General features: G+C 60.3%; 17 protein-coding genes. 10 read left to right on the top strand and 7 right to left on the bottom strand.

Annotated features, from left to right (window positions below):
- Positions 1 to 210: 210 nt before the first annotated feature.
- Entirely contained in the window at positions 211 to 1,275 is a 1,065-nt protein-coding gene (rlmM, locus tag ACF8R3_RS12865; protein ID WP_392515685.1) for a 23S rRNA (cytidine(2498)-2'-O)-methyltransferase RlmM, read from the bottom strand.
- 226 nt (positions 1,276 to 1,501) lie between these two features.
- Here rlmM and acnA point away from each other — a divergent pair, with 226 nt between their 5' ends.
- Positions 1,502 to 4,243 (top strand): aconitate hydratase AcnA, encoded by a 2,742-nt coding sequence (gene acnA, locus ACF8R3_RS12870; protein ID WP_144966541.1) that lies wholly within the window; start codon positions 1,502 to 1,504, stop codon positions 4,241 to 4,243.
- A gap of 235 nt (positions 4,244 to 4,478) precedes the next feature.
- Positions 4,479 to 6,044 (top strand): PAS domain-containing methyl-accepting chemotaxis protein, encoded by a 1,566-nt coding sequence (locus tag ACF8R3_RS12875; RefSeq protein ID WP_058604537.1) that lies wholly within the window; start codon positions 4,479 to 4,481, stop codon positions 6,042 to 6,044.
- A gap of 51 nt (positions 6,045 to 6,095) precedes the next feature.
- On the opposite strand, the gene ACF8R3_RS12880 is transcribed toward ACF8R3_RS12875, so the two are convergent.
- The 5 genes from ACF8R3_RS12880 to ACF8R3_RS12900 all read right to left on the bottom strand — a co-directional run bounded on the left by ACF8R3_RS12880 (position 6,096) and on the right by ACF8R3_RS12900 (position 9,474).
- Positions 6,096 to 6,977, bottom strand: coding sequence for a pseudouridine synthase (locus tag ACF8R3_RS12880; RefSeq protein ID WP_392515686.1), 882 nt, complete (start codon positions 6,975 to 6,977; stop codon positions 6,096 to 6,098).
- A 52-nt stretch (positions 6,978 to 7,029) separates the two neighbouring features.
- Positions 7,030 to 7,338: a hypothetical protein gene (locus ACF8R3_RS12885; protein WP_058639849.1), complete on the bottom strand. Its 309-nt coding sequence runs from the start codon at positions 7,336 to 7,338 to the stop codon at positions 7,030 to 7,032.
- Between the two features lie 65 nt (positions 7,339 to 7,403).
- A complete protein-coding gene (locus ACF8R3_RS12890; protein ID WP_196186676.1) occupies positions 7,404 to 7,835 on the bottom strand; it encodes a D-Ala-D-Ala carboxypeptidase family metallohydrolase in 432 nt (143 codons plus the stop codon).
- A 109-nt stretch (positions 7,836 to 7,944) separates the two neighbouring features.
- Positions 7,945 to 8,193, bottom strand: coding sequence for a glutaredoxin family protein (locus ACF8R3_RS12895; RefSeq protein WP_078478258.1), 249 nt, complete (start codon positions 8,191 to 8,193; stop codon positions 7,945 to 7,947).
- A gap of 72 nt (positions 8,194 to 8,265) precedes the next feature.
- A complete protein-coding gene (locus tag ACF8R3_RS12900; RefSeq protein WP_197844319.1) occupies positions 8,266 to 9,474 on the bottom strand; it encodes an ammonium transporter in 1,209 nt (402 codons plus the stop codon).
- A 307-nt stretch (positions 9,475 to 9,781) separates the two neighbouring features.
- On the opposite strand from ACF8R3_RS12900, the gene ACF8R3_RS12905 reads away from it, so the two are divergent.
- The 8 genes from ACF8R3_RS12905 to dacB all read left to right on the top strand — a co-directional run bounded on the left by ACF8R3_RS12905 (position 9,782) and on the right by dacB (position 18,857).
- Positions 9,782 to 10,096: a YqjD family protein gene (locus tag ACF8R3_RS12905; RefSeq protein ID WP_078478256.1), complete on the top strand. Its 315-nt coding sequence runs from the start codon at positions 9,782 to 9,784 to the stop codon at positions 10,094 to 10,096.
- A gap of 9 nt (positions 10,097 to 10,105) precedes the next feature.
- A complete protein-coding gene (locus ACF8R3_RS12910; RefSeq protein WP_144966533.1) occupies positions 10,106 to 10,480 on the top strand; it encodes a phage holin family protein in 375 nt (124 codons plus the stop codon).
- On the top strand, positions 10,477 to 10,809 hold the full coding sequence (locus ACF8R3_RS12915) for a hypothetical protein (RefSeq protein ID WP_027916551.1): 333 nt from the start codon (positions 10,477 to 10,479) through the stop codon (positions 10,807 to 10,809). Before ACF8R3_RS12910 ends, ACF8R3_RS12915 begins: the two co-directional genes overlap by 4 nt.
- Positions 10,810 to 10,900: 91 nt before the next feature.
- On the top strand, positions 10,901 to 12,232 hold the full coding sequence (locus ACF8R3_RS12920) for a deoxyguanosinetriphosphate triphosphohydrolase (protein ID WP_196126920.1): 1,332 nt from the start codon (positions 10,901 to 10,903) through the stop codon (positions 12,230 to 12,232).
- Between the two features lie 279 nt (positions 12,233 to 12,511).
- Complete coding sequence (locus ACF8R3_RS12925; RefSeq protein ID WP_058604528.1) at positions 12,512 to 13,129, top strand: response regulator transcription factor; 618 nt, start codon at positions 12,512 to 12,514, stop codon at positions 13,127 to 13,129.
- A 7-nt stretch (positions 13,130 to 13,136) separates the two neighbouring features.
- The gene (locus ACF8R3_RS12930; protein WP_145256358.1) at positions 13,137 to 16,775 is read left to right on the top strand and encodes an ATP-binding protein; all 3,639 of its coding nucleotides are present in this window, start codon (positions 13,137 to 13,139) and stop codon (positions 16,773 to 16,775) included.
- A 41-nt stretch (positions 16,776 to 16,816) separates the two neighbouring features.
- Positions 16,817 to 17,161 (top strand): YggL family protein, encoded by a 345-nt coding sequence (locus ACF8R3_RS12935; RefSeq protein ID WP_023533709.1) that lies wholly within the window; start codon positions 16,817 to 16,819, stop codon positions 17,159 to 17,161.
- 238 nt (positions 17,162 to 17,399) lie between these two features.
- Complete coding sequence (dacB, locus tag ACF8R3_RS12940) at positions 17,400 to 18,857, top strand: D-alanyl-D-alanine carboxypeptidase/D-alanyl-D-alanine-endopeptidase (RefSeq protein ID WP_058637687.1); 1,458 nt, start codon at positions 17,400 to 17,402, stop codon at positions 18,855 to 18,857.
- Positions 18,858 to 18,899: 42 nt separating this feature from the next.
- Here the strand turns inward: dacB and rlmKL are convergent, their stop codons facing one another.
- Positions 18,900 to 21,092 carry a bifunctional 23S rRNA (guanine(2069)-N(7))-methyltransferase RlmK/23S rRNA (guanine(2445)-N(2))-methyltransferase RlmL gene (rlmKL, locus tag ACF8R3_RS12945; RefSeq protein WP_196121918.1) on the bottom strand — a complete coding sequence of 731 codons (2,193 nt, stop codon included), beginning with the start codon at positions 21,090 to 21,092 and terminating at the stop codon, positions 18,900 to 18,902.
- Positions 21,093 to 21,262 lie beyond the last annotated feature (170 nt).

Here is a 21,262-nt window from a genome sequence, read left to right on the forward strand (position 1 = left end):
GCTCGGCCTCCTGAAGTCGCGATCTGCGGCGTCTGTGCTACCGCGCGCTTAGAAGCAAAAGCAAAAGCCAAAGCAACGGCAACGGCAACGGCAACGGCAACGGCAACGGCAACGGCAACGGCAACGGATCGATTTGGCCTGATTTCGAGCATCGCGGCCGATTCAGCGCAAAGCAGTACAGGCCACGCCTGGCTCGGCCTCGTTAGACCCTCACCGCCCCTTCAAATCAACCCGCCGCAAATGACACGTCACTTCTTCACGATCGTGATACAGCTGCTTGCACGCAATCAGCACCCTCACCTTCCGGGCCTTGAATGTCGCCTCCATGCGATTGAGCAACCGCCGTACCTCAGCATACCGCTGCTTCATCGGCAGCTTCAGGTTCACCACCGCCTCGCGGCACAACCCCTCCCCCAACCACGTCTCGATCAAGGCCGTGGTGCGCGCCGGTTTCTCGACGATGTCGCACACCATCCAATCCACCGGGTGCCTGGGCTGCCAGGTAAAGCCATCGGCCATCAAATGCTGGACAAGCCCCGTGTCCATCAGGCTCTCGGCCATCGGACCATTGTCGATGGCCGTCACCAGCATGCCCCGCCGTACCAGCTGATACGTCCACCCACCCGGTGAGGCCCCCAGGTCGACACCGGTCATGTCATCGCCCAGCCGCTGCTCCCACTGCTCGCGTGGGATGAACTGATGCCAGGCCTCCTCCAGCTTCAAGGTCGAGCGACTGGGCGCTTCACGCGGGAATTTCAAGCGGGGAATGCCCATCGGCCATAAGGCACTGTTGCCAGCAAAAGCCTGCCCGACAAACACCCGGCGGCCACTGATGAACGTCAACAGCAGTCGTGGGCGATTCGGGTCATCCACCAGGCGACCGGCCTTCTCCAACGCCTTGCGCAATGGTGCTTCGAACTTGCGGCAGAACGTCGACAGTTCCTTGCCCTCGTTGCTGTCGAGCACCTCCAGCCACAGGCTGCCGAACACCGGCTGGTCGGCAAGGTACGCCAACAACACGCTGATACGATCGCTCTCGGGCAACTCGATGAACGCGCCACGCGCCCACTGCCTTGGGAAAATCAGCTGGTTGAACCGCACTGCCTGCATCAAGCGCTCGGCACCGCCTTGCTCGCTGCAGACGAACTCGGCGCTGGCGCTGCCAGGCTTGCCTTTGGCATAGCCGGCAATCCCCAGGCGGGCGGCATGTTCACTGATTTCGGCGCACACCTCACCCTCGAAGCCGGGCCGGCAATGCATGAACAGGGTTTCCATCTCTCACTCCACGACGGCTGGCGCGACACAGGCGCCGGCAGGGCGGCGATGATAAAGGAAGATCGGAACCCGGGACATGCCCCGCTGGTCCAGAAAAGGGTCAGGTCAGGCAAACAGGACTAACCTGACCATTCAGTCGGACCCGTGCCGTGCGGGCCTGTACACAGCGGTGCCACCGGCAGCCCTTAGAGACGTTGCCGGGGCACCGGCTCAGAAGGAGTTGGCAATGCCCTCGCTCGATAGCCTGAATACCCTCACGTCGCTCGATGTCGGTGACAAGACCTATCACTACTTCAGCCTTCCGAAAGCTGCTCGGCAGCTCGGGGACCTGCAGCAATTGCCCATGTCGCTCAAGGTGCTGCTGGAGAACCTGCTGCGCTGGGAGGACGGCAAGACCGTTACCGGCGAAGACCTGCAGGCACTGGCCCAGTGGCTCGTTGAAAAGCGCTCGGACCGCGAAATCCAGTACCGTCCCGCGCGTGTACTGATGCAAGACTTCACCGGCGTGCCAGCCGTGGTGGACCTCGCCGCCATGCGCGCGGCCATGGCCAAGGCTGGCGGCGATCCCCAGCGCATCAACCCGCTCTCGCCTGTGGACCTGGTGATCGACCACTCCGTGATGGTCGATCGATATGGGACACCGCAGGCCTTTGGCGAGAACGTCGACATTGAGATGCAACGCAACGGCGAGCGCTATGCGTTCCTGCGTTGGGGCCAGAGTGCCTTCGATAACTTCAGTGTGGTACCGCCTGGCACTGGCATCTGCCACCAGGTGAACCTCGAATACCTGGGGCGTACCGTGTGGACCCGCGAAGCCGACGGCCGCACCTATGCCTTCCCGGACACGCTGGTCGGCACCGACTCCCACACCACCATGATCAACGGGCTGGGCGTGCTGGGCTGGGGCGTGGGGGGCATCGAAGCGGAGGCCGCCATGCTTGGCCAGCCTGTGTCGATGCTGATCCCACAGGTCATCGGCTTCAAGCTCACGGGCAAGCTGCGCGAAGGCATCACAGCCACCGATCTTGTGCTGACGGTCACCCAGATGCTGCGCAAGAAAGGCGTGGTAGGTAAGTTCGTGGAGTTCTATGGCGACGGTCTGGCCGAACTGCCCTTGGCTGACCGCGCCACCATTGCCAACATGGCTCCGGAGTACGGCGCAACCTGTGGCTTTTTCCCCGTCGATCAAGTGACGCTGGATTACCTGCGCCTGTCGGGTCGACCTGAAGCAACCGTGCAACTGGTCGAGGCCTACTGCAAGGCTCAGGGGTTGTGGCGCCTGCCTGGGCAGGAGCCCATCTTCAGCGACACGCTGGCGCTGGACATGAATGAGGTTGAGTCCAGCCTGGCCGGCCCCAAACGTCCGCAAGACCGGGTTGCCCTAGCCCAGGTCAAGCAGGCGTTCGAACAGTTCGTCGAGCTGCAACCCAAACCTGCCGCCAAGGAAGTCGGCAGGCTTGAGAGCGAGGGCGGGGGTGGCGTTGCCGTGGGCAATGCCGATCAGGCGGGCGAAGCCGACTACAGTCACCAAGGCCAGACCCACACCCTGCGCGACGGCGCCGTGGTCATTGCGGCTATCACCTCCTGCACCAACACCTCCAACCCCAGTGTGATGATGGCGGCCGGCCTTGTGGCCAAGAAAGCCCTCGAGAAAGGTTTGCAGCGCAAGCCATGGGTGAAAAGCTCGCTGGCACCGGGGTCCAAGGTGGTCACCGAATACTTCGAGGCGGCGGGTCTCACGCCCTACCTCGACGAGCTCGGGTTTGATCTCGTCGGTTATGGCTGCACCACCTGCATCGGCAACTCTGGCCCCTTGGACGAGCCTATCGAAAACGCCATCAGCAGCGCCGACCTGACCGTCGCCTCGGTGTTGTCCGGCAACCGTAACTTCGAAGGACGCGTGCATCCACTGGTCAAGACCAACTGGCTCGCCTCACCGCCTCTGGTCGTGGCTTATGCACTGGCTGGTAGCGTGAAAGTCGACCTGACCCAGGATCCATTGGGCACCGACAAGCACGGGCAGCCGGTCTATCTGAAGGACATATGGCCTAGCCAGCAAGAAGTCGCCGAGGCTGTGGCCAAGGTAAGCACGGCCATGTTCCACAAGGAATATGCCGAAGTGTTCGCGGGCGACGAGCAGTGGCAGGCTATCGAAGTGCCAGAGGCTGCCACGTATGTATGGCAAGAAGACTCGACCTATATTCAGCACCCCCCTTTCTTCGAAGGTATCGAAGGACCGGCGCCTCGGATCACCGATATCCACAACGCCCGCATCCTGGCGTTGCTGGGCGACTCGGTCACAACGGACCATATCTCTCCGGCCGGCAATATCAAGGCCGATAGCCCTGCGGGTCGCTATCTGCGCGAGAAGGGTGTGGAGCCTCGCGATTTCAATTCCTACGGGTCACGGCGCGGCAACCATGAAGTCATGATGCGCGGTACGTTCGCCAATATTCGCATCCGCAACGAGATGCTTGCAGGCGAAGAAGGCGGCAATACCGTGCATGTGCCAAGCGGCGAGAAACTCTCGATCTACGACGCCGCCATGCGCTACCAGCAGCAAGGCACGCCCCTGGTGGTGATCGCCGGCCAGGAATACGGCACAGGCTCCAGCCGCGACTGGGCTGCCAAGGGCACGAATTTACTTGGCGTGAAGGCAGTGCTGGCCGAAAGCTTCGAGCGTATTCACCGCTCCAATCTGGTTGGCATGGGCGTGCTGCCGTTGCAGTTCAAGGCAGGCCAGGACCGTAAACAACTCGGCCTGACGGGTAGAGAGCAGATCGATATCACTGGCCTGGAGGGGGCTGCCATTGTGCCGGGCATGAGCCTGGCACTGACCATCCTCCGCGAAGACGGCACGAAGGAGCAGATCGACGTGCTCTGCCGGATCGACACCCTCAATGAAGTGGAGTACTTCAAGGCGGGTGGAATCCTGCACTACGTGCTGCGTCAGTTGATCGCCGCGTAGGCCCCGCGCGGGTGCCAGTCTGTGCGCAGGCTGGCACCCTCCTTCTTCCAATCTGCCCTTGCTAGCCTCCCCTCCACCAAAGTACCTATGAAAATCGCAGTGGGAACCGACCGCGAAATGCCAGTAGCCCACCCGTATCTGCCATGCACTGCCATGGGTCAATTCCTGGAAATATTCCCTCAATAAAGCGCGCACCGTGCCGATACCAGTCCAAAGCCCTGCGGACATCCTAGCCATGCGCAACAACCAGCCCATTACCCAGAGAGAACGGACTTTCCCTGCCAAGCAGCGGTTGATTTCCACCACCAATGCCAAAGGCGTGATCACTTACTGCAACGATGCCTTCATCGAAATCAGTGGCTTCACCCGCGATGAATTGATGGGCGCAGCGCACAACCTGGTGCGTCATCCTGATGTGCCGCCCGCCGTGTTTGCTCACATGTGGCAGACCCTCAAGCAGGGGCTGCCCTGGATGGGCATCGTCAAAAACCGTTGCAAGTCGGGTGACCACTACTGGGTCAATGCGTACGTCACACCGATTTTCGACAACAATCAGGTCGTCGGCTTCGAGTCGGTGCGCGTCAAGCCCACTGCCGAGCAAATTCGCCGGGCCGAGGCCCTGTACCAGCGTATCAACCAAGGCAAGCCTGCTGTGCCGCGCCGTGATCGTTGGTTACCCGTGTTGCAGGACTGGTTGCCATTCATCCTGATCAGCCAGATAGGCTTCCTCATCGGCAACTGGCTCGGACACTCATGGGGTTTTGCCTTGGCGGCAGCGTTGTCGGTCCCCCTGGGCCTGCTCGGCCTGACCTGGCAACAACGTGGGCTCAAGCGCTTGTTGCGCCTGGCCGAACAGACCACGTCCGATCCACTGATTGCGCAGATGTATACCGACAGCCGTGGCGTGCAGGCGCGCCTGGAAATGGCCATGCTCAGCCAGGATGCCCGGATGAAGACCTGCCTGACACGGTTGCAGGACAGCGCCGAGCACCTGAGCGATCAGGCGCGGCAGTCAGACGAGCTGGCGCATATGAGTTCATCAGGCCTAGAGCGCCAGCGTGTGGAAACCGAACAGGTCGCTGCCGCAGTGAACCAGATGGCCGCCACCACCCAGGAGGTGGCCAACCATGTACAACGCACCGCCGATGCGACCCAGCAGGCCAATCGCTTGACAGGCCAGGGCCGTCAAATTGCCGGTGAAACCCGGGCAGCCATCGAACGCTTGTCAGCCGCAGTTGGAGAAACTGGGCAGACCGTGACGCAATTGGCCAAGGACAGCGACGAGATCGGCGGTGTGGTCGATGTCATCAAGGGCATTGCCGACCAGACCAACTTGCTGGCGTTGAACGCCGCCATCGAAGCGGCACGGGCAGGCGAAATGGGCCGGGGCTTCGCCGTGGTTGCCGACGAAGTGCGGCAGCTGGCCCAGCGCACGGCTGAATCGACCGGGCAGATTCACGGCCTGATCGCCAAGCTCCAGCAAACTGCCAGCAACGCCGTGACGACCATGGAAAGTGGGCACCGCCAGGCCCAGGAAGGTGTTGATCGGGTCATGCAGGCTGACGAGGCGCTAGTGGGCATCAGTGAAGCCGTGGCGAACATCACCGACATGGCCACGCAAATTGCCGCTGCGACCGAGGAACAGACTGCGGTGGCCGACGAGATCAGCCGTAACATCAGCACCATTGCCGACCTGGCCGACCAAACTGCCGAGCAGGCACAGCACTCGGCAGTGCTGAGTGAGGCCCTCAACAGCACGGCCGGTAGCCAATATTCACTGGTGGAGCGGTTCAACCGCTAGATCGGATAGCCAGCGCGGGGTCGGCATCGTCGACCCTTTGCATGATCAACCCTACCAGTCAAGCCGCAGATGGGTTTCGAAGTGACGGGCCTGCCCGGTTAACGGATCATCGAAACTCAGGCTTTGCGCCAGCAATTTCAGCGGCCGTTGATAGTCATCCTCTACATCAAGCAATGCCGGGTAGAACGGGTCGTTACTGATGCCTGCTCCCAAAGCAGCCATGTGCACACGCAGCTGATGCGTCTTGCCCGTGATGGGCGAGAGTTCATACCGCCACTGCTCCTCGTTCTTTTCCAATACGCGGGCGTGCGTCTCACTGTTGGCCGGCCCTTGCACCTCATGCATGCGAAAGAACGGCTCCCCGTGTTCTAGGCGGCTGCGGTGCACCAGTGGGAAGGTATGCTGCCCAAGCGCTGCGGCAATGGCCTGATAGCGTTTTTCGATCCGCCGCTCTGGAAACAAGCGCTGGTAAGTGCTGCGTGACTCAGGGTTGGCCGAGAACAGCACCAGCCCCGCCGTGTGCCGATCGATGCGGTGCAGGGGCACCAGGTGCGGATTGTCCAGCCGATGGATGAGACGGCGCAGCAAGGTCTGCTCCACGTACGCACCCCCTGGGGTGACCGGCAGAAAATGGGGTTTGTCAGCTACCACCAGGTGTTCGTCCACATGCAATATCGCTTCCTGCACGGGAATCACTCGCTCGTTCGGCACTTCGCGAAAATAGTGCAGACGCAGACCGCGCTTGTAGGGATGACCGGCCGAAATAGCCTGGCCGTCCGCGCCCAGCACCCGTCCCCGGGCAAAACGGTCCACCCACTGGCTACGATCAATGGCCTTGAAGTGATCGCACAAGCAATCGAGCACCGTAGCCCATGGACCAGGAGGCAGACATACCGTGCTGGCTTGCAGTCGGGCGGGGTCGAATGGCGTCATCGTCGGGCTCGGAACCTGGCTTGGCGGCGTATTATCCTTCAAGCCCCGCTGATCAGCCAGCCTGGGCCAGCGACTCGCTGCGCGCCTTGAGCCAGCGCAGCACCTGAACGGGCTCCCAGCGGCTGGGGTCGTACAGCGCATACACCAGCCCTTCATAACCCACCACATCCAGCCCCCGGTGGTAGCCAGCCCGCTGGAACAGCGCCTCCACCTCTGCAAAGCAGGTGTTGAAGTGCACCTTGCCGAAAGGCGTGCGGTCGTCGGTGACCAGGCCTTCAAGCCGCAGCTCCAAGACAGCATCGGCCACCCTGTCGACGGGCATCCGGTTGACGCTGTACTTCAATTGCTCGACGTTGAGCATGGGCTCACCTTGATACTGTATTTATGTACAGCATACGAACATCCTTCCGTTGCCGTCAATCCGTCTCATACCAGACCCGCGAGGTAACCACCTCCCTTGCGCAGGGTGAGCACCTGTCGGCGTGGAATGCCAGGGGTTACAGACAGGTGCACCCAGCGGTCGTATTCCAGTATGAGCTGATCGAACGCGATCGGGCTTGTGCTGATGCGGTGCACCGTGTCCCTGGGAGAACGCTCGACGACCGTGAAGTCAGCGGCGAGCCCCTGCATGTGCTGGCTGTTGGAGGCGCCGCCGAGCAACCGGTTAACTTGCTCGCTGCGGTATCCACTGCTGATGATGATCGGCGCGTTCCAGAGGGCACGCACCTGTTCAAGGGTTTCGCACAGCAGACGAAGATTGTCGATGACCGGCTGGGAAGGCGTGTTATCAACACTGTTCCGGGCCGCGACCTGGGAGACGGTCATTTCGTTGAGGGTGAAATGTGGGGTGAGCAACATGACGTTCAGATCCGATAACAGAAGGCGGAGTCGACACTCAGGCTGCGCCCAGTGCCTGAATCGGATCATCGTATTGATGTTTCTGCAGTGGAGCAGGGTCAAATCTCCACTAGGGGTTTGGGTGCCTCAAAAAGGCCGCTACTTGTTCGGCATCGAAAGGCCAAAGCAATTCCGCCGCATTGTCGCGACGTCTCAGCACGGGGATTGCAAGGCCATAATGCTCGAACAGCGCATCGCTTTCGGCAATGTCGACCAGTTCGACGAGCAATCCATGATCGACAAAAGGCATCAGTATGGCCTCAGCCACCTCGCACAAATGACAACCCAAGGTGCCGAACAGCTGGCATTCAGGCAACATGGCACATATCCTCACTCAGTTGCACAGGCCGTTATTCTATGCCGCCCTACTGACGTCTGCATCTTTTGAGTATCAGTCCTGGCTCGTAGCGCCTATCCGGTGCAAGGACAAATCTGCCCCCTCAAACTCTTGTTCGTGACTGAGCCGCAAGCCAAGTACCTTGCGGATCACGCCATAGACGGCCAGGCCACCCAGCAGCGCCATGGCTGCACCGGCCAGGCTTCCCAGCAGTTGGCTGTAAACGCTGACCCCACCCAGCCCCCCCATCCAGACCTGCCCAAAAATACCGCAGGCGACTCCGCCCCATACCCCACACAACCCATGTAGGGGCCACACACCCAGAACATCATCGATCTTCCAACGGTTCTGCGCGGCGGTGAATGCCCACACGAACAGAACTCCGGCCACCAGGCCCGTAGCCAGCGCGCCCACGGGATGCATGATGTCGGAGCCTGCGCAAATGGCGACCAGCCCTGCCAGCGGGCCGTTGTGCAGGAACCCTGGGTCGTTGCGACCCACCAGCAGCGCGGCCAGCGTGCCGCCAACCATGGCCATTAATGAATTTATAGCGACCAGGCCGCTGACGCCCTGCAAGGTTTGCGCACTCATCACATTGAAGCCGAACCAGCCGATGATCAGTATCCAAGAGCCCAAGGCCAGAAACGGGATGCTCGAGGGCGCGAACGCGACCAATCGCCCTTCACGGTAGCGCCCGCGTCTGGGGCCCAGTAGCACAACCGCAGCCAGCGCCAGCCAGCCGCCCATGGCATGTACCACCACCGAGCCGGCAAAATCATGGAACGGCGCACCGACATGCACCTGTAACCACGCTTGGACGCCAAAGTTGCCATTCCACACTATCCCCTCGAAAAAGGGATACACCAGTGCCACGATCAATGCCGTGGCGCACAGTTGGGGTGCAAAGCGCGCTCGCTCCGCAATCCCGCCAGAGATGATCGCCGGTATGGCAGCTGCGAACGTCAGGAGGAAAAAGCACTTGACCAAGGCGTAGCCATTATCGGCCGCCAGGGTTGCGGCAGGCTGGAAAAACGCAACCCCGTAGGCCACCCAATAGCCGACGAAGAAATAGGCGATCGCCGACACGGCGAAATCGCTCAAAATCTTGGACAGGGCGTTGACCTGATTTTTGTAGCGTACGGTGCCGACCTCAAGAAACGCGAAGCCGGCATGCATGGCGAGCACCAGAATGGCGCCTACCAGGATGAACAACGTATTTGAACCGTTTACCTGAGACTGAATCGCGCTTGAAGTCATATCCATGAAGCAGCAGCACCTGTCGGCGGCACCAACAATGCTCAATCGACCCCCTTCCTGCACCGCTTCGGTGCCTGGCAAGGCAGTTATGGGCACTTGCCACGAATGGACGGGAGCCCAATCTGGCAGTCTGGGCAATTTGGGTTAATGTTTAGGCGTGGCGGGTGGCACGCGCCCCGAAGCAGCGCAGCGCGTTGAGAGGGCGCCCTGCAACGATGCATAAACCAAGCAAAGCCTGTACCAGTGTGCTGACTTGAACCTTCCAGTAGCCACGTCACTCGAAGTACCAACATCAACCGACAGGGAGAGACACATGGCCAGCAATTCGGCAAAGCATGCACAAGATGTACTGATGGCTGACTTCCAGGCACTGGTCCGCGACACGGAGAAGCTGCTGGCCGATACCGCCAACCTGGCAGGTGACCAGGCGCAAGTGCTGCGCGAACAGATGCACGAGCGCCTGGCGCAAGCACGCGAGGCGCTGGAAGTCACCCAGGAATCATTGCGCGAACGCAGCCAGGAGGCACTGGGCAGCGCCGAGCAGTATGTCCAGGAAAAACCCTGGCATGCCATTGGTATCGCCGCCGGCGTTGGCCTGTTAATCGGCCTGCTGGCGAACCGTCGTTAAGGGGTTTTCATGGACAATGACGCCATCGGCACCGGTGCCACCGGCAAGCGGCTCGGTGCAGCTGTTCTTGGGCTGCTGCACAGCCATATAGAACTGTTCGGCATCGAACTGCAGGAGCAGAAAGGACGAACCCTGCGCCTGTTGCTGTTCGCAGGCCTGGCGCTGGTTTTCGCGCTGCTGCTGTTGACAGCGCTTTCCGGGTTGGTGCTTGTTCTACTCTGGGACAGTTATCGCTTGGCCGGCATAATTGGTCTGTGCGTGTTCTATGGACTGGCAGCGCTGTACTGTGGCCTGCGCCTGAAAAGCGCGGTGTTCGACGAGTCCTCGCCCTTCCACTCCACGCTTGAGGAACTGGCCAAAGATCGGGAGCGCCTTCTGCCATGAATCTGCCTGACTTGCCCAATACACGTAATCCGCGTGAACTGCGCAAAGCGCTGCTGCGCCTGCGCATGGAAATGCACCGCCAGGAAATCCGCCATGAAACCGGCCAATTGCTCGAGCCTGTGCGGCGCATACGCGGCATGGGTAGCTCGCTCCATGCCGGGCTTGGCATCAAGCATGCACCCTTGTGGGGCATAGGGGCGGTAGTGGCCATGGGCTTTCTGACAGGCAAGGGCGTTCGAAGTGGTGGTCTTCCCCGCCTTGTCCGCCTAGGTGCCAGCCTGATTCCCTTGGTCAAGCTCTTCATGCAGAGCAACCGTCGTCGCCGGTGATCCCCACCTCACGCCGCGTCAGTGGTTGTTCGCGGACAAGAACCACTGACACGGCGTATGCTTCGCTGCAACCCCTTCTGGAGACTGCGCCTTGGATTGGCATACCCTGCTCACCCGCGAACGCCTGGGCAAAGCTCAGTACAGTGCTGAAGAATTGGGACGCAGCCCGTTTCACAAAGACCATGACCGCATCATTTTCTCCGGCGCATTTCGTCGCCTGGGGCGCAAGACGCAAGTTCATCCTGTCACCAGCAACGATCACATTCACACGCGCCTGACACATTCGCTGGAGGTGAGTTGCGTAGGCCGGTCCCTTGGCATGCGCGTTGGGGAAACGCTACGTACAAGCCTGCCCGACTGGTGTGATCCGAGTGACTTGGGCATGGTGGTGCAGTCGGCCTGCCTTGCCCATGACATCGGCAACCCCCCCTTCGGACACTCCGGTGAAGATGCCATCCGTCATTGGTTTCAGCAGGCCGCCAATCGTGGTTGGCTGGACGACATGCGCGATGATGAACGTGCCGACTTCCTCAATTTCGAAGGCAATGCCCAAGGCTTTCGGGTACTGACGCAGCTGGAGTACCACCAGTTCGATGGGGGCACCCGCTTGACCTATGCCACCCTCGGAACCTATCTCAAGTACCCCTGGAGCGCGCGTCATGCCGATGCTCTGGGCTATAAAAAGCATAAGTTCGGGAGTTACCAGAGCGAATTGCCGCTGTTGGAACAGATTGCAGGTCGCCTGGGCCTGCCCCAAGTAGACGATCAGCGCTGGGCACGGCATCCCCTGGTGTATTTGATGGAGGCTGCCGATGACATCTGCTATGGCCTGATCGACCTGGAAGATGGCCTAGAAATGGAGCTTCTGCAGTACGCTGAAGTTGAAGCGCTGTTACTCGATCTGGTAGGCAGCGACCTGCCGGAAACCTACAGGCAGCTCGGTCCAAGTGACTCGAGGCGCCGCAAGTTGGCGATCCTGCGCGGCAAGGCTATCGAACACCTGACCAATGCGGCGGCGCAGGCCTTCGTGGAACAGCAGGATGCACTGCTCGCCGGCCATTTGACCGGTGATCTTGTCGAGCACATGCACGGCCCCGCTAAACGTTGCGTACTGCACGCCAAGGCGATGGCGCGAAACAAGATTTTTCAGGACAAGCGCAAGACGCTTCACGAGATCGGTGCCTACACCACGCTGGAAATCCTGTTGAACACCTTCTGTGGCGCCGCACTGGAGCAACATGGGGGGCGCACGCCCTCGTTCAAGAGCCGTAGGGTATTGGACCTGCTAGGCAACAATGCCCCCGACCCCCATGGTTCGCTTTATCAGGCTTTCCTGCGCATGATCGATTTCATAGCCGGTATGACCGACAGCTACGCCAGCGAAATGGCACGGGAGATGACAGGGCGTTCCGGCTCTGCATGAAGATGCGCAGAAAATCTGTCGGCCTGCGCTTTCAAACGGGTGAATCAGGAAAGACTTACATCCAATTCAACCAACCTTGGATGCCAAGTTCAAACCATAAACATCAGCTAACAAACAAAGTTTGACTTTGGTTGTTGATGCAACCGTACGTAAGTAGTTTTTGTTAAATTTGTAGGCCATTTCCTATATACGGTTATTGAGCCGCCCCCGCATTACTTGCCGCTTTCAACTGGGTTAAGGTGCCAACTGTCACCCTCATTGATAGCAGGGAAGTAGAACATGTACTCCATATTCATCGTCGACGACCATCCGGTAATCCGGCTGGCAGTGCGCATGCTTCTGGAAAATCAGAATTACAAAATCGCTGGCGAATCGGACAACGGCGTGGATGCCATGCAGATGATTCGCGAAACCAATCCAGACCTGATCATCCTGGATATCAGCATTCCCAAGCTCGATGGCCTGGAAGTACTGGCACGGTTTCAGTCGATGGCGATGTCACAGAAAATCCTGGTGCTGACCGCGCAGTCGCCAGCGCTGTTCGCAGTGCGCTGCATGCAATCAGGGGCAGCGGGCTATGTCTGCAAGCAAGAAGACCTGAGCGAATTACTCAGCGCGGTTAAGGCGGTTTTGGCTGGGTACAACTACTTTCCCAGCCAGGCGATGCAGACTCATGCACCTGTTGACAACGACCTGCAACTTCTCAGTACCGTCAATGATCGGGAATTGATGGTTCTTCAACTTTTCGCACAAGGGCGAACCAACAAGGAGATTGCAAAAGGCATGTTTCTAAGCAGCAAGACGGTCAGTACCTACAAGAAACGCCTCATGCACAAACTCGAAGCCAGCACGCTGGTCGATCTGATCGACATGGCTAAGCGCAACGCACTGGTCTGAGGGCTCCATGGCACGTTTTATCGCCCTCCTGCTCCTGGTCGCCACACTGCCAGGCAACCTGGCGAACGCCGGGCAGCAAGGCGCGTCCCAGCTGTCCCTGGTCGCTCGCTCCACCGCACGGCCCGCCATGCCTGCGATCACCCCTGAACAACAGCAATGGCTGAATGCTCGCCACGAACTGGTGGTCGGCACCTCTGCCCCGGATTATCCACCTTTTGACATCAGCAGTGGGGGGCGCGACTACCAAGGCCTTACCGCAGAGTACGCCAGCCTGCTGGGCAAGGCGCTTGACCTGCCGGTACGCGTGCTGCGCTATCCAAGCCGCCAAGCGGCGCTGCAGGCGCTCAAACAAGGCGACATCGATCTGCTAGGCAGTGCCAACGGCTATGACGCCAACTATGAAGGCGTGGTGCTGTCGCACGCCTACGCCATCGACCAACCCGTGCTGGTCACGCGAGAGGACGAACATCGGGCGCTGGACACTGGCCTGGCGGGCATGCGCCTTGGCATGCTGTATCACTACCTGCCCAGGAAAGAAGTACTCAGTGTCTATCCCGATGCCAAGGTCCTGGCCTTCGGATCATCCAGCGAAGCCTTGAATGCGGTGGCGTTCGGCCAGGCCGATGTCTTCATCGGCGACACGATTTCCACCCACTATCAACTCAACCGCGGGCACCTGCCAAGGCTGCGTATGGCCAGCTTTGGCAACCATGAAGCATTTGGCTTCGGCTTCGCCCTACGCAAGCAAGACACGGTACTGCTCGCGCTGGTCAATGCTGCGCTCGACAGTCAGTCCCCCGCCCTGCGTTCGAGCATATTCAAACGCTGGAGTGCAGGCAGCGATTTGCTTTTGACCGACCGCAAGCTTCGACTGACGCGTACCGAAGAGCAGTGGTTGCAGCGTCATCCAGTCATGCGTGTCGTTGTCGACGGTACGGCGGCGCCATTGTCCTACTTCGACAAATCGGGCTATTTCCGCGGCATCACCGCCGACCTGCTGGAACTGATCAGCCTGCGTACGGGCTTGCGTTTCGAGGTGCAACGGGCCAGTGGCATCGCGGACATGATTGCCCGGGTCAAGGACGGGCGCGCCGATGTGATCGCTGCACTGGCAAGCGGCGGCATCGACCAGAACGATCTGCAGATCAGTCAGGCATATCTGGACAGCACCTACGTGCTGGTCAATCACAAGGACAACGCGGCAGCCACTTCGCTTGACGATCTGCGTGGGAAGCGGATCGCAATCACGCGCTACAGCGCCCTGGACACCATGCTCTCGCGCTACCACCCGCAAATTGGCTGGATAGAAACGGAAAGCTCGTACTACTCCATGGCCCTGCTCAACAGCGGAGCAGTGGATGCGGTCATCACCACACTGATCGACGCCAACCATGCCTTGGCCAGCAATCCCGACCTGATCATCCGCACCACAGTGGGCAGCGAACCTGCCAGTTATGCAATGGCCACCAGTACCCCCTCCAAAACCCTCATTTCAATACTGGACAAGGCACTTTCGAGCATTTCACCTGAAGAGCTGGGGGTAATCAACAACCGCTGGCGAGGCTTCACCCTGTTCGAAGATGCCAAGGGCGAGGGGGTGCGCCGCTTGACGGTATTGGTAGCCCTGGGTGCGGCGGTATTGCTGCTGCTGGCCCTGTTATGGAATGCCCGCCTGCGTTTGCAGATCCGTCAACGCCAGCAAGCAGAGCGCGCCCTGAACGATCAGGTGGCATTCATGCGCGCATTGCTCAACGGTACGCCACACCCGATGTACGTCCGTGATCGCGAAGGCTGCCTGCAAAGCTGCAACTACAGCTACCTCGAAGCGGTCCAGGCCAGCGCCGAGGAGGTCCTGGGCAAGCAACTGGAGAGCAGCCTGTTTGCCGACTGCGAACAGACCCGACAAATCCAGAACGACTACGCCAAGGTGATGGCGGCTGGTACGCCGTTGATCATGGACCGTCCCTTGCGCATCAAGGGCCGGGAAATCACCATCTACCACTGGATCCTGCCCTACCGGGATTCGTTGGGCGAGGTACAGGGCATCATTGGCGGATGGATCGATATCAGCGACCGCCGCCAGCTGGTCAACGAGTTGCGTCAAGCCAAGCAGCAGGCCGATGACGCCAACCGGGCCAAGAGCACGTTCCTGGCCACCATCAGTCATGAAATCCGCACGCCCATGAACGCAGTCATCGGCATGCTCGAACTCGCCGTCAAGCGCGCCGAACAGGGTCAGGTCGATCGCGGCGCCCTTCAGCTGGCCCACCATTCGGCCAAGGACCTGCTTGGCTTGATTGGCGATATCCTGGACATCGTGCGCATAGAGTCAGGGCACCTCACGCTGGTCCCTGAAGTGGTCGACCTGGCTGAATTGCTCGAGTCGGTAGGGCGCATATTCGAAGGCCAGGCTAGGCAGAAAGGACTGGCGCTGGAAGTCATCATCGAGCCCGCGGCACGTTGTCATGTCCTGCTGGACCCCTTGCGTTTCAAGCAAGTGCTGTCCAACCTGGTGAGCAATGCCATCAAGTTCACCGAGCACGGGCAGGTACGCATCCACGCCAAGCTACTACAGAACGAAGACAGCGCCAGCTCGCTGTTAGACATGGAGGTGCGCGACAGTGGCATTGGTATCCGCCCGGACGACATAGAACGGCTATTCCATCCGTTCGTTCAGGCGAACCCGCACAGCCAGGGCGCACGCGTCGGCACCGGGTTGGGCCTTACTATCTGCCGCACACTCTGCGAAATGATGGGAGCCGACCTCAGTATCAAGAGCCTGGAAGGCCTGGGCACACAAGTCCGGGTGAAGATGCCGCTGCAACAGGCCGACACTGCAGTGCAATCGGCACCGGTACCAGCTGCCGAACGCTTGCTGACACCCGACCCTCACCTCAAAGTGCTGGTGATCGACGATCACCCTGCTAACCTGCAACTGATGGCGCAGCAGCTCGGTTACCTCGGGCTGCAGCACGCGACGGCTGAGGACGGTCGCGAAGGCCTGTCGGCATGGCGTGCAGGCGACTTCGATGTGCTGGTACTCGATTGCAACATGCCCCACATGAACGGCTACCAATTGGCGACTGCGGTACGTGCCGAAGAGCAACGAACAGGACGCAGACGCTGCACGATCCTGGGCTACACCGCCAACGCACAACCCGAGGTACGGCGCAAATGCCTTGACTCGGGCATGGACGATTGCCTGCTCAAACCCATCAGCCTCAGCACCCTAAGTCAGCACCTTGCAGCAGTGAACATGCAGCGCCGAAAAAAGAACCGACGCAAACCCTATTGCCTGGATGGACTCAACGCGGTGGTTGGGCATGACCCGGCTGATCATCTGCGATTCCTGCAGACGCTGCAACGAAGCCTGGAGACAGACTTCACGCTCTTGATGGACCTGAAGCCTGATCAAGATCAACAGGCCATCGCCGCCCAAGCGCACAAAATCCTGAGCGCAGCACGCATGCTGGAAGCGGCAGCGCTGATGCGGGCCTGCGCCGCCCTTGAAAGTGAGGACCTCACCCCTGCCCAAGTGCGAGTGCGACGACAAGCCCTGGCCAGGCACATGCGCCGTGTGCACCGAGCGCTGACGCTGGACTTGTCGACAACCACGTGCACGCAGGCGGGCAACCGGACGTGTTAACTGATAGACTGCGCGGCGTTATTACCTAAGAGGATTGTTTCATGGCCACAAACCGCTCCCGTCGTCTGCGCAAAAAGCTGTGTGTCGACGAGTTTCAGGAATTGGGCTTCGAGCTGAACCTGGAATTCAAAGAGGATCTGGATGACCAGGCAATCGATGCATTCCTCGACGCGTTCCTTGCCGAAGCCATGGATGCCAACGGCCTCGACTATGTCGGCGGTGACGATTACGGCTTGGTGTGCTCGGTCAAGCGTGGCTCGGTCACCGAAGAGCAGCGCGCTGCCGTCGAAAGCTGGCTCAAAGGCCGCAGCGAACTGACCAAGGTCGAAGTCAGCCCACTGCTCGACGCCTGGTACCCGGAAAAGCCGATCAACAAGGCAGAGTAATCTCTGTCGGGTTCGTTCGCAGAAGGCCACCCCCAGGGGTGGCCTTTTTACTTTCGGATCTGCACACAAGCCGCAGTGCAGAACAAACTCACCGTAGCGGTCCGATGTGAAACCCATGTGCATCGAACTGGCGCAACCCCGGGGGGCTTGGGGCATAATGCGTGTGCATTCGTTCTGGGGCCATCATTCCTCTACAGCCCCAATGCCCTTTCTCCTCTTTGCAGGGTATCCGTTGATCATGATCAAAACGCTCCGCCCCATCCTACTCGCCGGCCTGTTGCTGCCTTTGGCCCTGACCAGCCAGGCCGCTGCGGTCAATACAAGCCTTCCACCCAAGGTGCAGCAGGCACTCAAGGCTAATAAGCTACAAGACACGGCATTGTCATTGGTGATGCTGCCCTTGGATGGCCCCGGCACAGCCACGGTGTTCAACGCCGACGTGTCCGTGAACCCTGCCTCGACCATGAAGTTGGTCACCACCTATGCTGCCCTGGAGCTGCTGGGGCCGACCTACCAGTGGAAAACCGAGTTCTTCACCGACGGCACGCTCAGCAACGGTGTACTCAACGGCAACCTCTATCTCAAAGGTGGAGGCGATCCGAAGCTGAACATGGAAAAGCTGTGGTTGCTGATGCGTGACCTGCGCGCCAACGGTGTGCGCACCATTACAGGTGACCTGGTGCTCGACCGCAGCCATTTCGTGCAGCCCAATCTTCCGCAATTCAATGACGACGGGGGTGATCAGAACAAGCCGTTCCTGGTGAAGCCTGACGCATTGCTGGTCAATCTCAAGGCCTTGCGCTTCGTGGCGCGCAACGATGGCGGCAGGGTCAGCGTTGCCGTGGAGCCACCGATTGCCAGCATTCGCATAGACAATCAGGTCAAGGCTATCAACAGCAAGAACTGCGCCGGCGACGTACGCTACAACCCCGTGCCACAGCCGGACGGCATCACCGTGACGGTCAGTGGTCAACTGGGCGATGGCTGCAACTCCCAGACCTACCTCTCGCTGCTCGATCACCCGACCTATGCCGCCGGTGCGGTACGTGCCATCTGGAGCGAGCTGGGGGGTACCATCCAAGGTGCCGATCGCATCGAAAACGTGCCCAAAAGCGCCCGGTTGCTTGCGCGTGCATTCTCACCGGACTTGGTCGAAATCATCCGTGACATCAACAAGTACAGCAACAACACCATGGCTCAGCAGCTGTTCCTGAGCCTGGGTGCCCAGTTCCGGACCGATGCCGATGGCGATGACGCCCGTGCCGCGCAGCGTGTCGTGCGCCAGTGGCTGGCCAAGAAAGGCATCACTGCACCGCATCTGGTGATGGAAAACGGCTCAGGCCTATCCCGGGCCGAGCGCGTGAGCACTCGTGAGATGGCAGCCATGCTGCAAGCGGCCTGGAAAAGCCCTTACGCTGCCGAGTTCATGAGCTCGCTGCCGCTGGTGGGTATGGATGGCACCATGCGCAAACGGCTCAAGCGTACCGCCATGACCGGTGAGGGCCACATCAAGACCGGTACGCTCAACACCGTACGCGCAATCGCTGGTTTCAGCCGTGACAGCAACGGCCATACCTGGGCAGTGGCTGCTATCCTCAACGACCCCAAACCGTGGGGCGCCTCTCAAGTGCTTGACCAGGTGCTGCTGGACCTCTACCGCCAGCCCAGCGCAGGCGCCAGTACAGCCGCCAAGTGACCTGCACGGCCTGTGCCCTGCAAGGGCACAGGCAACGGCGCATCAACGCAACTGCAGCTTCCAGGCACGGTGGATGCGGTTGTTGCGGGCGAAGTCCGGGTCAAGCGTCTGGGCGGTGATTTCTTCCACGGCGTAACGAGCAGACAGGTGCTCGTCGAGCTGGAACTTGCGGAAGTTGTTGGAAAAATACAGCACGCCACCTGGGGCCAGACGCGCCATCGCCAAGTCCAGCAACTGAACGTGGTCGCGCTGGACGTCGAACACACCTTCCATGCGCTTGGAGTTGGAGAACGTGGGCGGGTCGATGAAGATCAGGTCGTAGCTTTCACGTTCGGCCTCCAACCACGCCATGACATCGCCCTGCTCCAGACGATTGCGCTCTGAAAAGCCGTTGAGCGCCAAATTGCGCCGCGCCCAGTCCAGATAGGTTTTCGACAGGTCGACGCTAGTGGTGCTGCGCGCCCCGCCTTTGGCGGCATGTACAGTCGCCGTCGCGGTATAGCAGAACAAGTTCAGGAAACGCTTGCCGGCCGCCTCACGCTGAATGCGTACGCGCATCGGCCGATGGTCCAGAAACAGGCCGGTATCGAGGTAGTCGGTAAGATTGACCAGCAGCTTGACCCCAGCTTCCGACACTTCCTGAAAACGACCTTCCGTGCCCTGGCGCTCGTACTGGCGGGTTCCGCTTTGACGCTCCCGGCGCTTGAGCACTACGCGTTGTGGCGAAATACCAAGGGCCTGGGGGATGGCTGCCAGCGCGTCGAGCAGACGACCCTGTGCCTTGTCGGGGTCGATCGAACGCGGTGCCGCGTATTCCTGCACGTGCACCCAGTCCTGATACACGTCTACAGCCAGGGCGTATTCGGGCATATCCGCATCGTACAGACGGTAACAGCTGACCTGTTCGCGGCGAGCCCACTTGCCCAGTTGCCGAAGGTTTTTCTGCAGGCGGTTAGCGAACATCTGCGCACCCTCGGACAGGCGTGCAGGCTCGCTGGCCAATGGCGCCGGCTCGTGTGCTTGCGGGGCTTGCGGCTGTTCGGTCCGGCGCTCGCCGGTGACGAACTGGTCCGGCTGGACCTTGAACAACAGCAGTTTGCAGGGCAGTGCACCGTTCCAGAATGCGTACTGCTTGTGGCTACGCAGGCCCATGCGCTTGCCCAGCTGCGCAGCGCCGGTAAAGACGGCAGCTTCCCAACCCATGCATGCCTGACGCAGGCGTTCGCCAAGGTTCTGGTAAAGGTAAAGCAGGCTGGCTTCGTCACCCAGACGCTCCCCGTAGGGTGGGTTGCTGATGACCAAGCCTTTCTGGTTCTGGTCCGGGCGCGGCTCGAATGTGCTCACTTCGCCTTGATAGATCTTCACCCAATCGCTCAGGCCTGCACGCTCGACGTTGTTGCGCCCTGGCTGGATCAAGCGCGGATCGGCTTCATAGCCGCGGATCCACAATGCAGGTTTGGCCAGGCCAGCCTCGGCGCGCGCCTGCGCCTGTTCATGCACCTTGCGCCAGAGCGCGGGCACATGGCCCAGCCACGCCGTGAACCCCCAACGCTCACGCTTGAGGTTGGGAGCGATGTCCGCGGCGATCATGGCCGCCTCGACCAGGAAGGTGCCGACACCACACATGGGGTCGGCCAGTGCGCCGCCCTGGGCCGCGATGCGTGGCCAGCCGGAGCGAATCAACACCGCGGCGGCGAGGTTTTCCTTGAGCGGTGCTGCACCTTGCTGCAGGCGATAGCCCCGCTGATGCAGACTATGGCCGGAAAGGTCCAGCGACAGGATCGCTTCGCCCCGGTCAAGACGCAGGTGGACGCGCACATCCGGGTCGATCTTCTCCACCGACGGGCGTAGCCCGTCACGGTTGCGCAGTTTGTCGACAATGGCATCCTTGACCTTGAGGGCGCCGAAATGGGTATTGTCGATTCCCGACCCATGACCGCTGAACTCAACTGCCAGGGTACCATCGGCGGCCAGGTGATCAGCCCACTCCACGGCGTTGACACCGTCATACAGGTCGTCGGCGTTTTTCATGGAAAAACGCTTGAGTACCAGCAATACGCGGTTTGCCAACCGAGACCACAGGCACAAGCGGTAGGCGGTCTCCATGTCGGCAGCCCCGCGGATGGCCGAGGTGTGTTCACGGACCTCGTCCAGACCCAGGCTGCGGGCCTCTTCTGCAAGCAGGCTTTCAAGGCCTTTGGGACAAGTGAGGTAGAGTTCGAAACGGTCCGACATGAGTTATCCAGCACATTAGGGCTATTAGACTGGCGCTGCGACGCATCGCAACGCCCTGTTTACCTGCACGCCTTTTCAACAGGTGTGCAAGTGGCCATCTGCCCCTTGCGGAGGCGCGATGACCGGGCCGCCCGACTTACCCATCTCTGCCCGACGGCACAGACAGCTTA

The organism is Pseudomonas sp. FYR_7 (assembly GCF_043106155.1).
Lineage (GTDB): Bacteria > Pseudomonadota > Gammaproteobacteria > Pseudomonadales > Pseudomonadaceae > Aquipseudomonas > Aquipseudomonas parafulva_B.

What these genes read in the sequence shown, in the direction of transcription:
- ACF8R3_RS12935 (WP_023533709.1), top strand. Translation starts at nt 16,817, where the DNA reads ATGGCCACAAACCGCTCCCGTCGTCTGCGCAAAAAGCTGTGTGTCGAC.
- ACF8R3_RS12880 (WP_392515686.1), bottom strand. Translation starts at nt 6,977, where the DNA reads ATGACGCCATTCGACCCCGCCCGACTGCAAGCCAGCACGGTATGTCTG.
- ACF8R3_RS12890 (WP_196186676.1), bottom strand. Translation starts at nt 7,835, where the DNA reads ATGTTGCTCACCCCACATTTCACCCTCAACGAAATGACCGTCTCCCAG.
- ACF8R3_RS12910 (WP_144966533.1), top strand. Translation starts at nt 10,106, where the DNA reads ATGGACAATGACGCCATCGGCACCGGTGCCACCGGCAAGCGGCTCGGT.
- rlmKL (WP_196121918.1), bottom strand. Translation starts at nt 21,092, where the DNA reads ATGTCGGACCGTTTCGAACTCTACCTCACTTGTCCCAAAGGCCTTGAA.
- ACF8R3_RS12900 (WP_197844319.1), bottom strand. Translation starts at nt 9,474, where the DNA reads ATGGATATGACTTCAAGCGCGATTCAGTCTCAGGTAAACGGTTCAAAT.
- dacB (WP_058637687.1), top strand. Translation starts at nt 17,400, where the DNA reads ATGATCAAAACGCTCCGCCCCATCCTACTCGCCGGCCTGTTGCTGCCT.
- ACF8R3_RS12905 (WP_078478256.1), top strand. Translation starts at nt 9,782, where the DNA reads ATGGCCAGCAATTCGGCAAAGCATGCACAAGATGTACTGATGGCTGAC.
- rlmM (WP_392515685.1), bottom strand. Translation starts at nt 1,275, where the DNA reads ATGGAAACCCTGTTCATGCATTGCCGGCCCGGCTTCGAGGGTGAGGTG.
- ACF8R3_RS12915 (WP_027916551.1), top strand. Translation starts at nt 10,477, where the DNA reads ATGAATCTGCCTGACTTGCCCAATACACGTAATCCGCGTGAACTGCGC.
- ACF8R3_RS12895 (WP_078478258.1), bottom strand. Translation starts at nt 8,193, where the DNA reads ATGTTGCCTGAATGCCAGCTGTTCGGCACCTTGGGTTGTCATTTGTGC.
- acnA (WP_144966541.1), top strand. Translation starts at nt 1,502, where the DNA reads ATGCCCTCGCTCGATAGCCTGAATACCCTCACGTCGCTCGATGTCGGT.
- ACF8R3_RS12875 (WP_058604537.1), top strand. Translation starts at nt 4,479, where the DNA reads ATGCGCAACAACCAGCCCATTACCCAGAGAGAACGGACTTTCCCTGCC.
- ACF8R3_RS12925 (WP_058604528.1), top strand. Translation starts at nt 12,512, where the DNA reads ATGTACTCCATATTCATCGTCGACGACCATCCGGTAATCCGGCTGGCA.
- ACF8R3_RS12930 (WP_145256358.1), top strand. Translation starts at nt 13,137, where the DNA reads ATGGCACGTTTTATCGCCCTCCTGCTCCTGGTCGCCACACTGCCAGGC.
- ACF8R3_RS12885 (WP_058639849.1), bottom strand. Translation starts at nt 7,338, where the DNA reads ATGCTCAACGTCGAGCAATTGAAGTACAGCGTCAACCGGATGCCCGTC.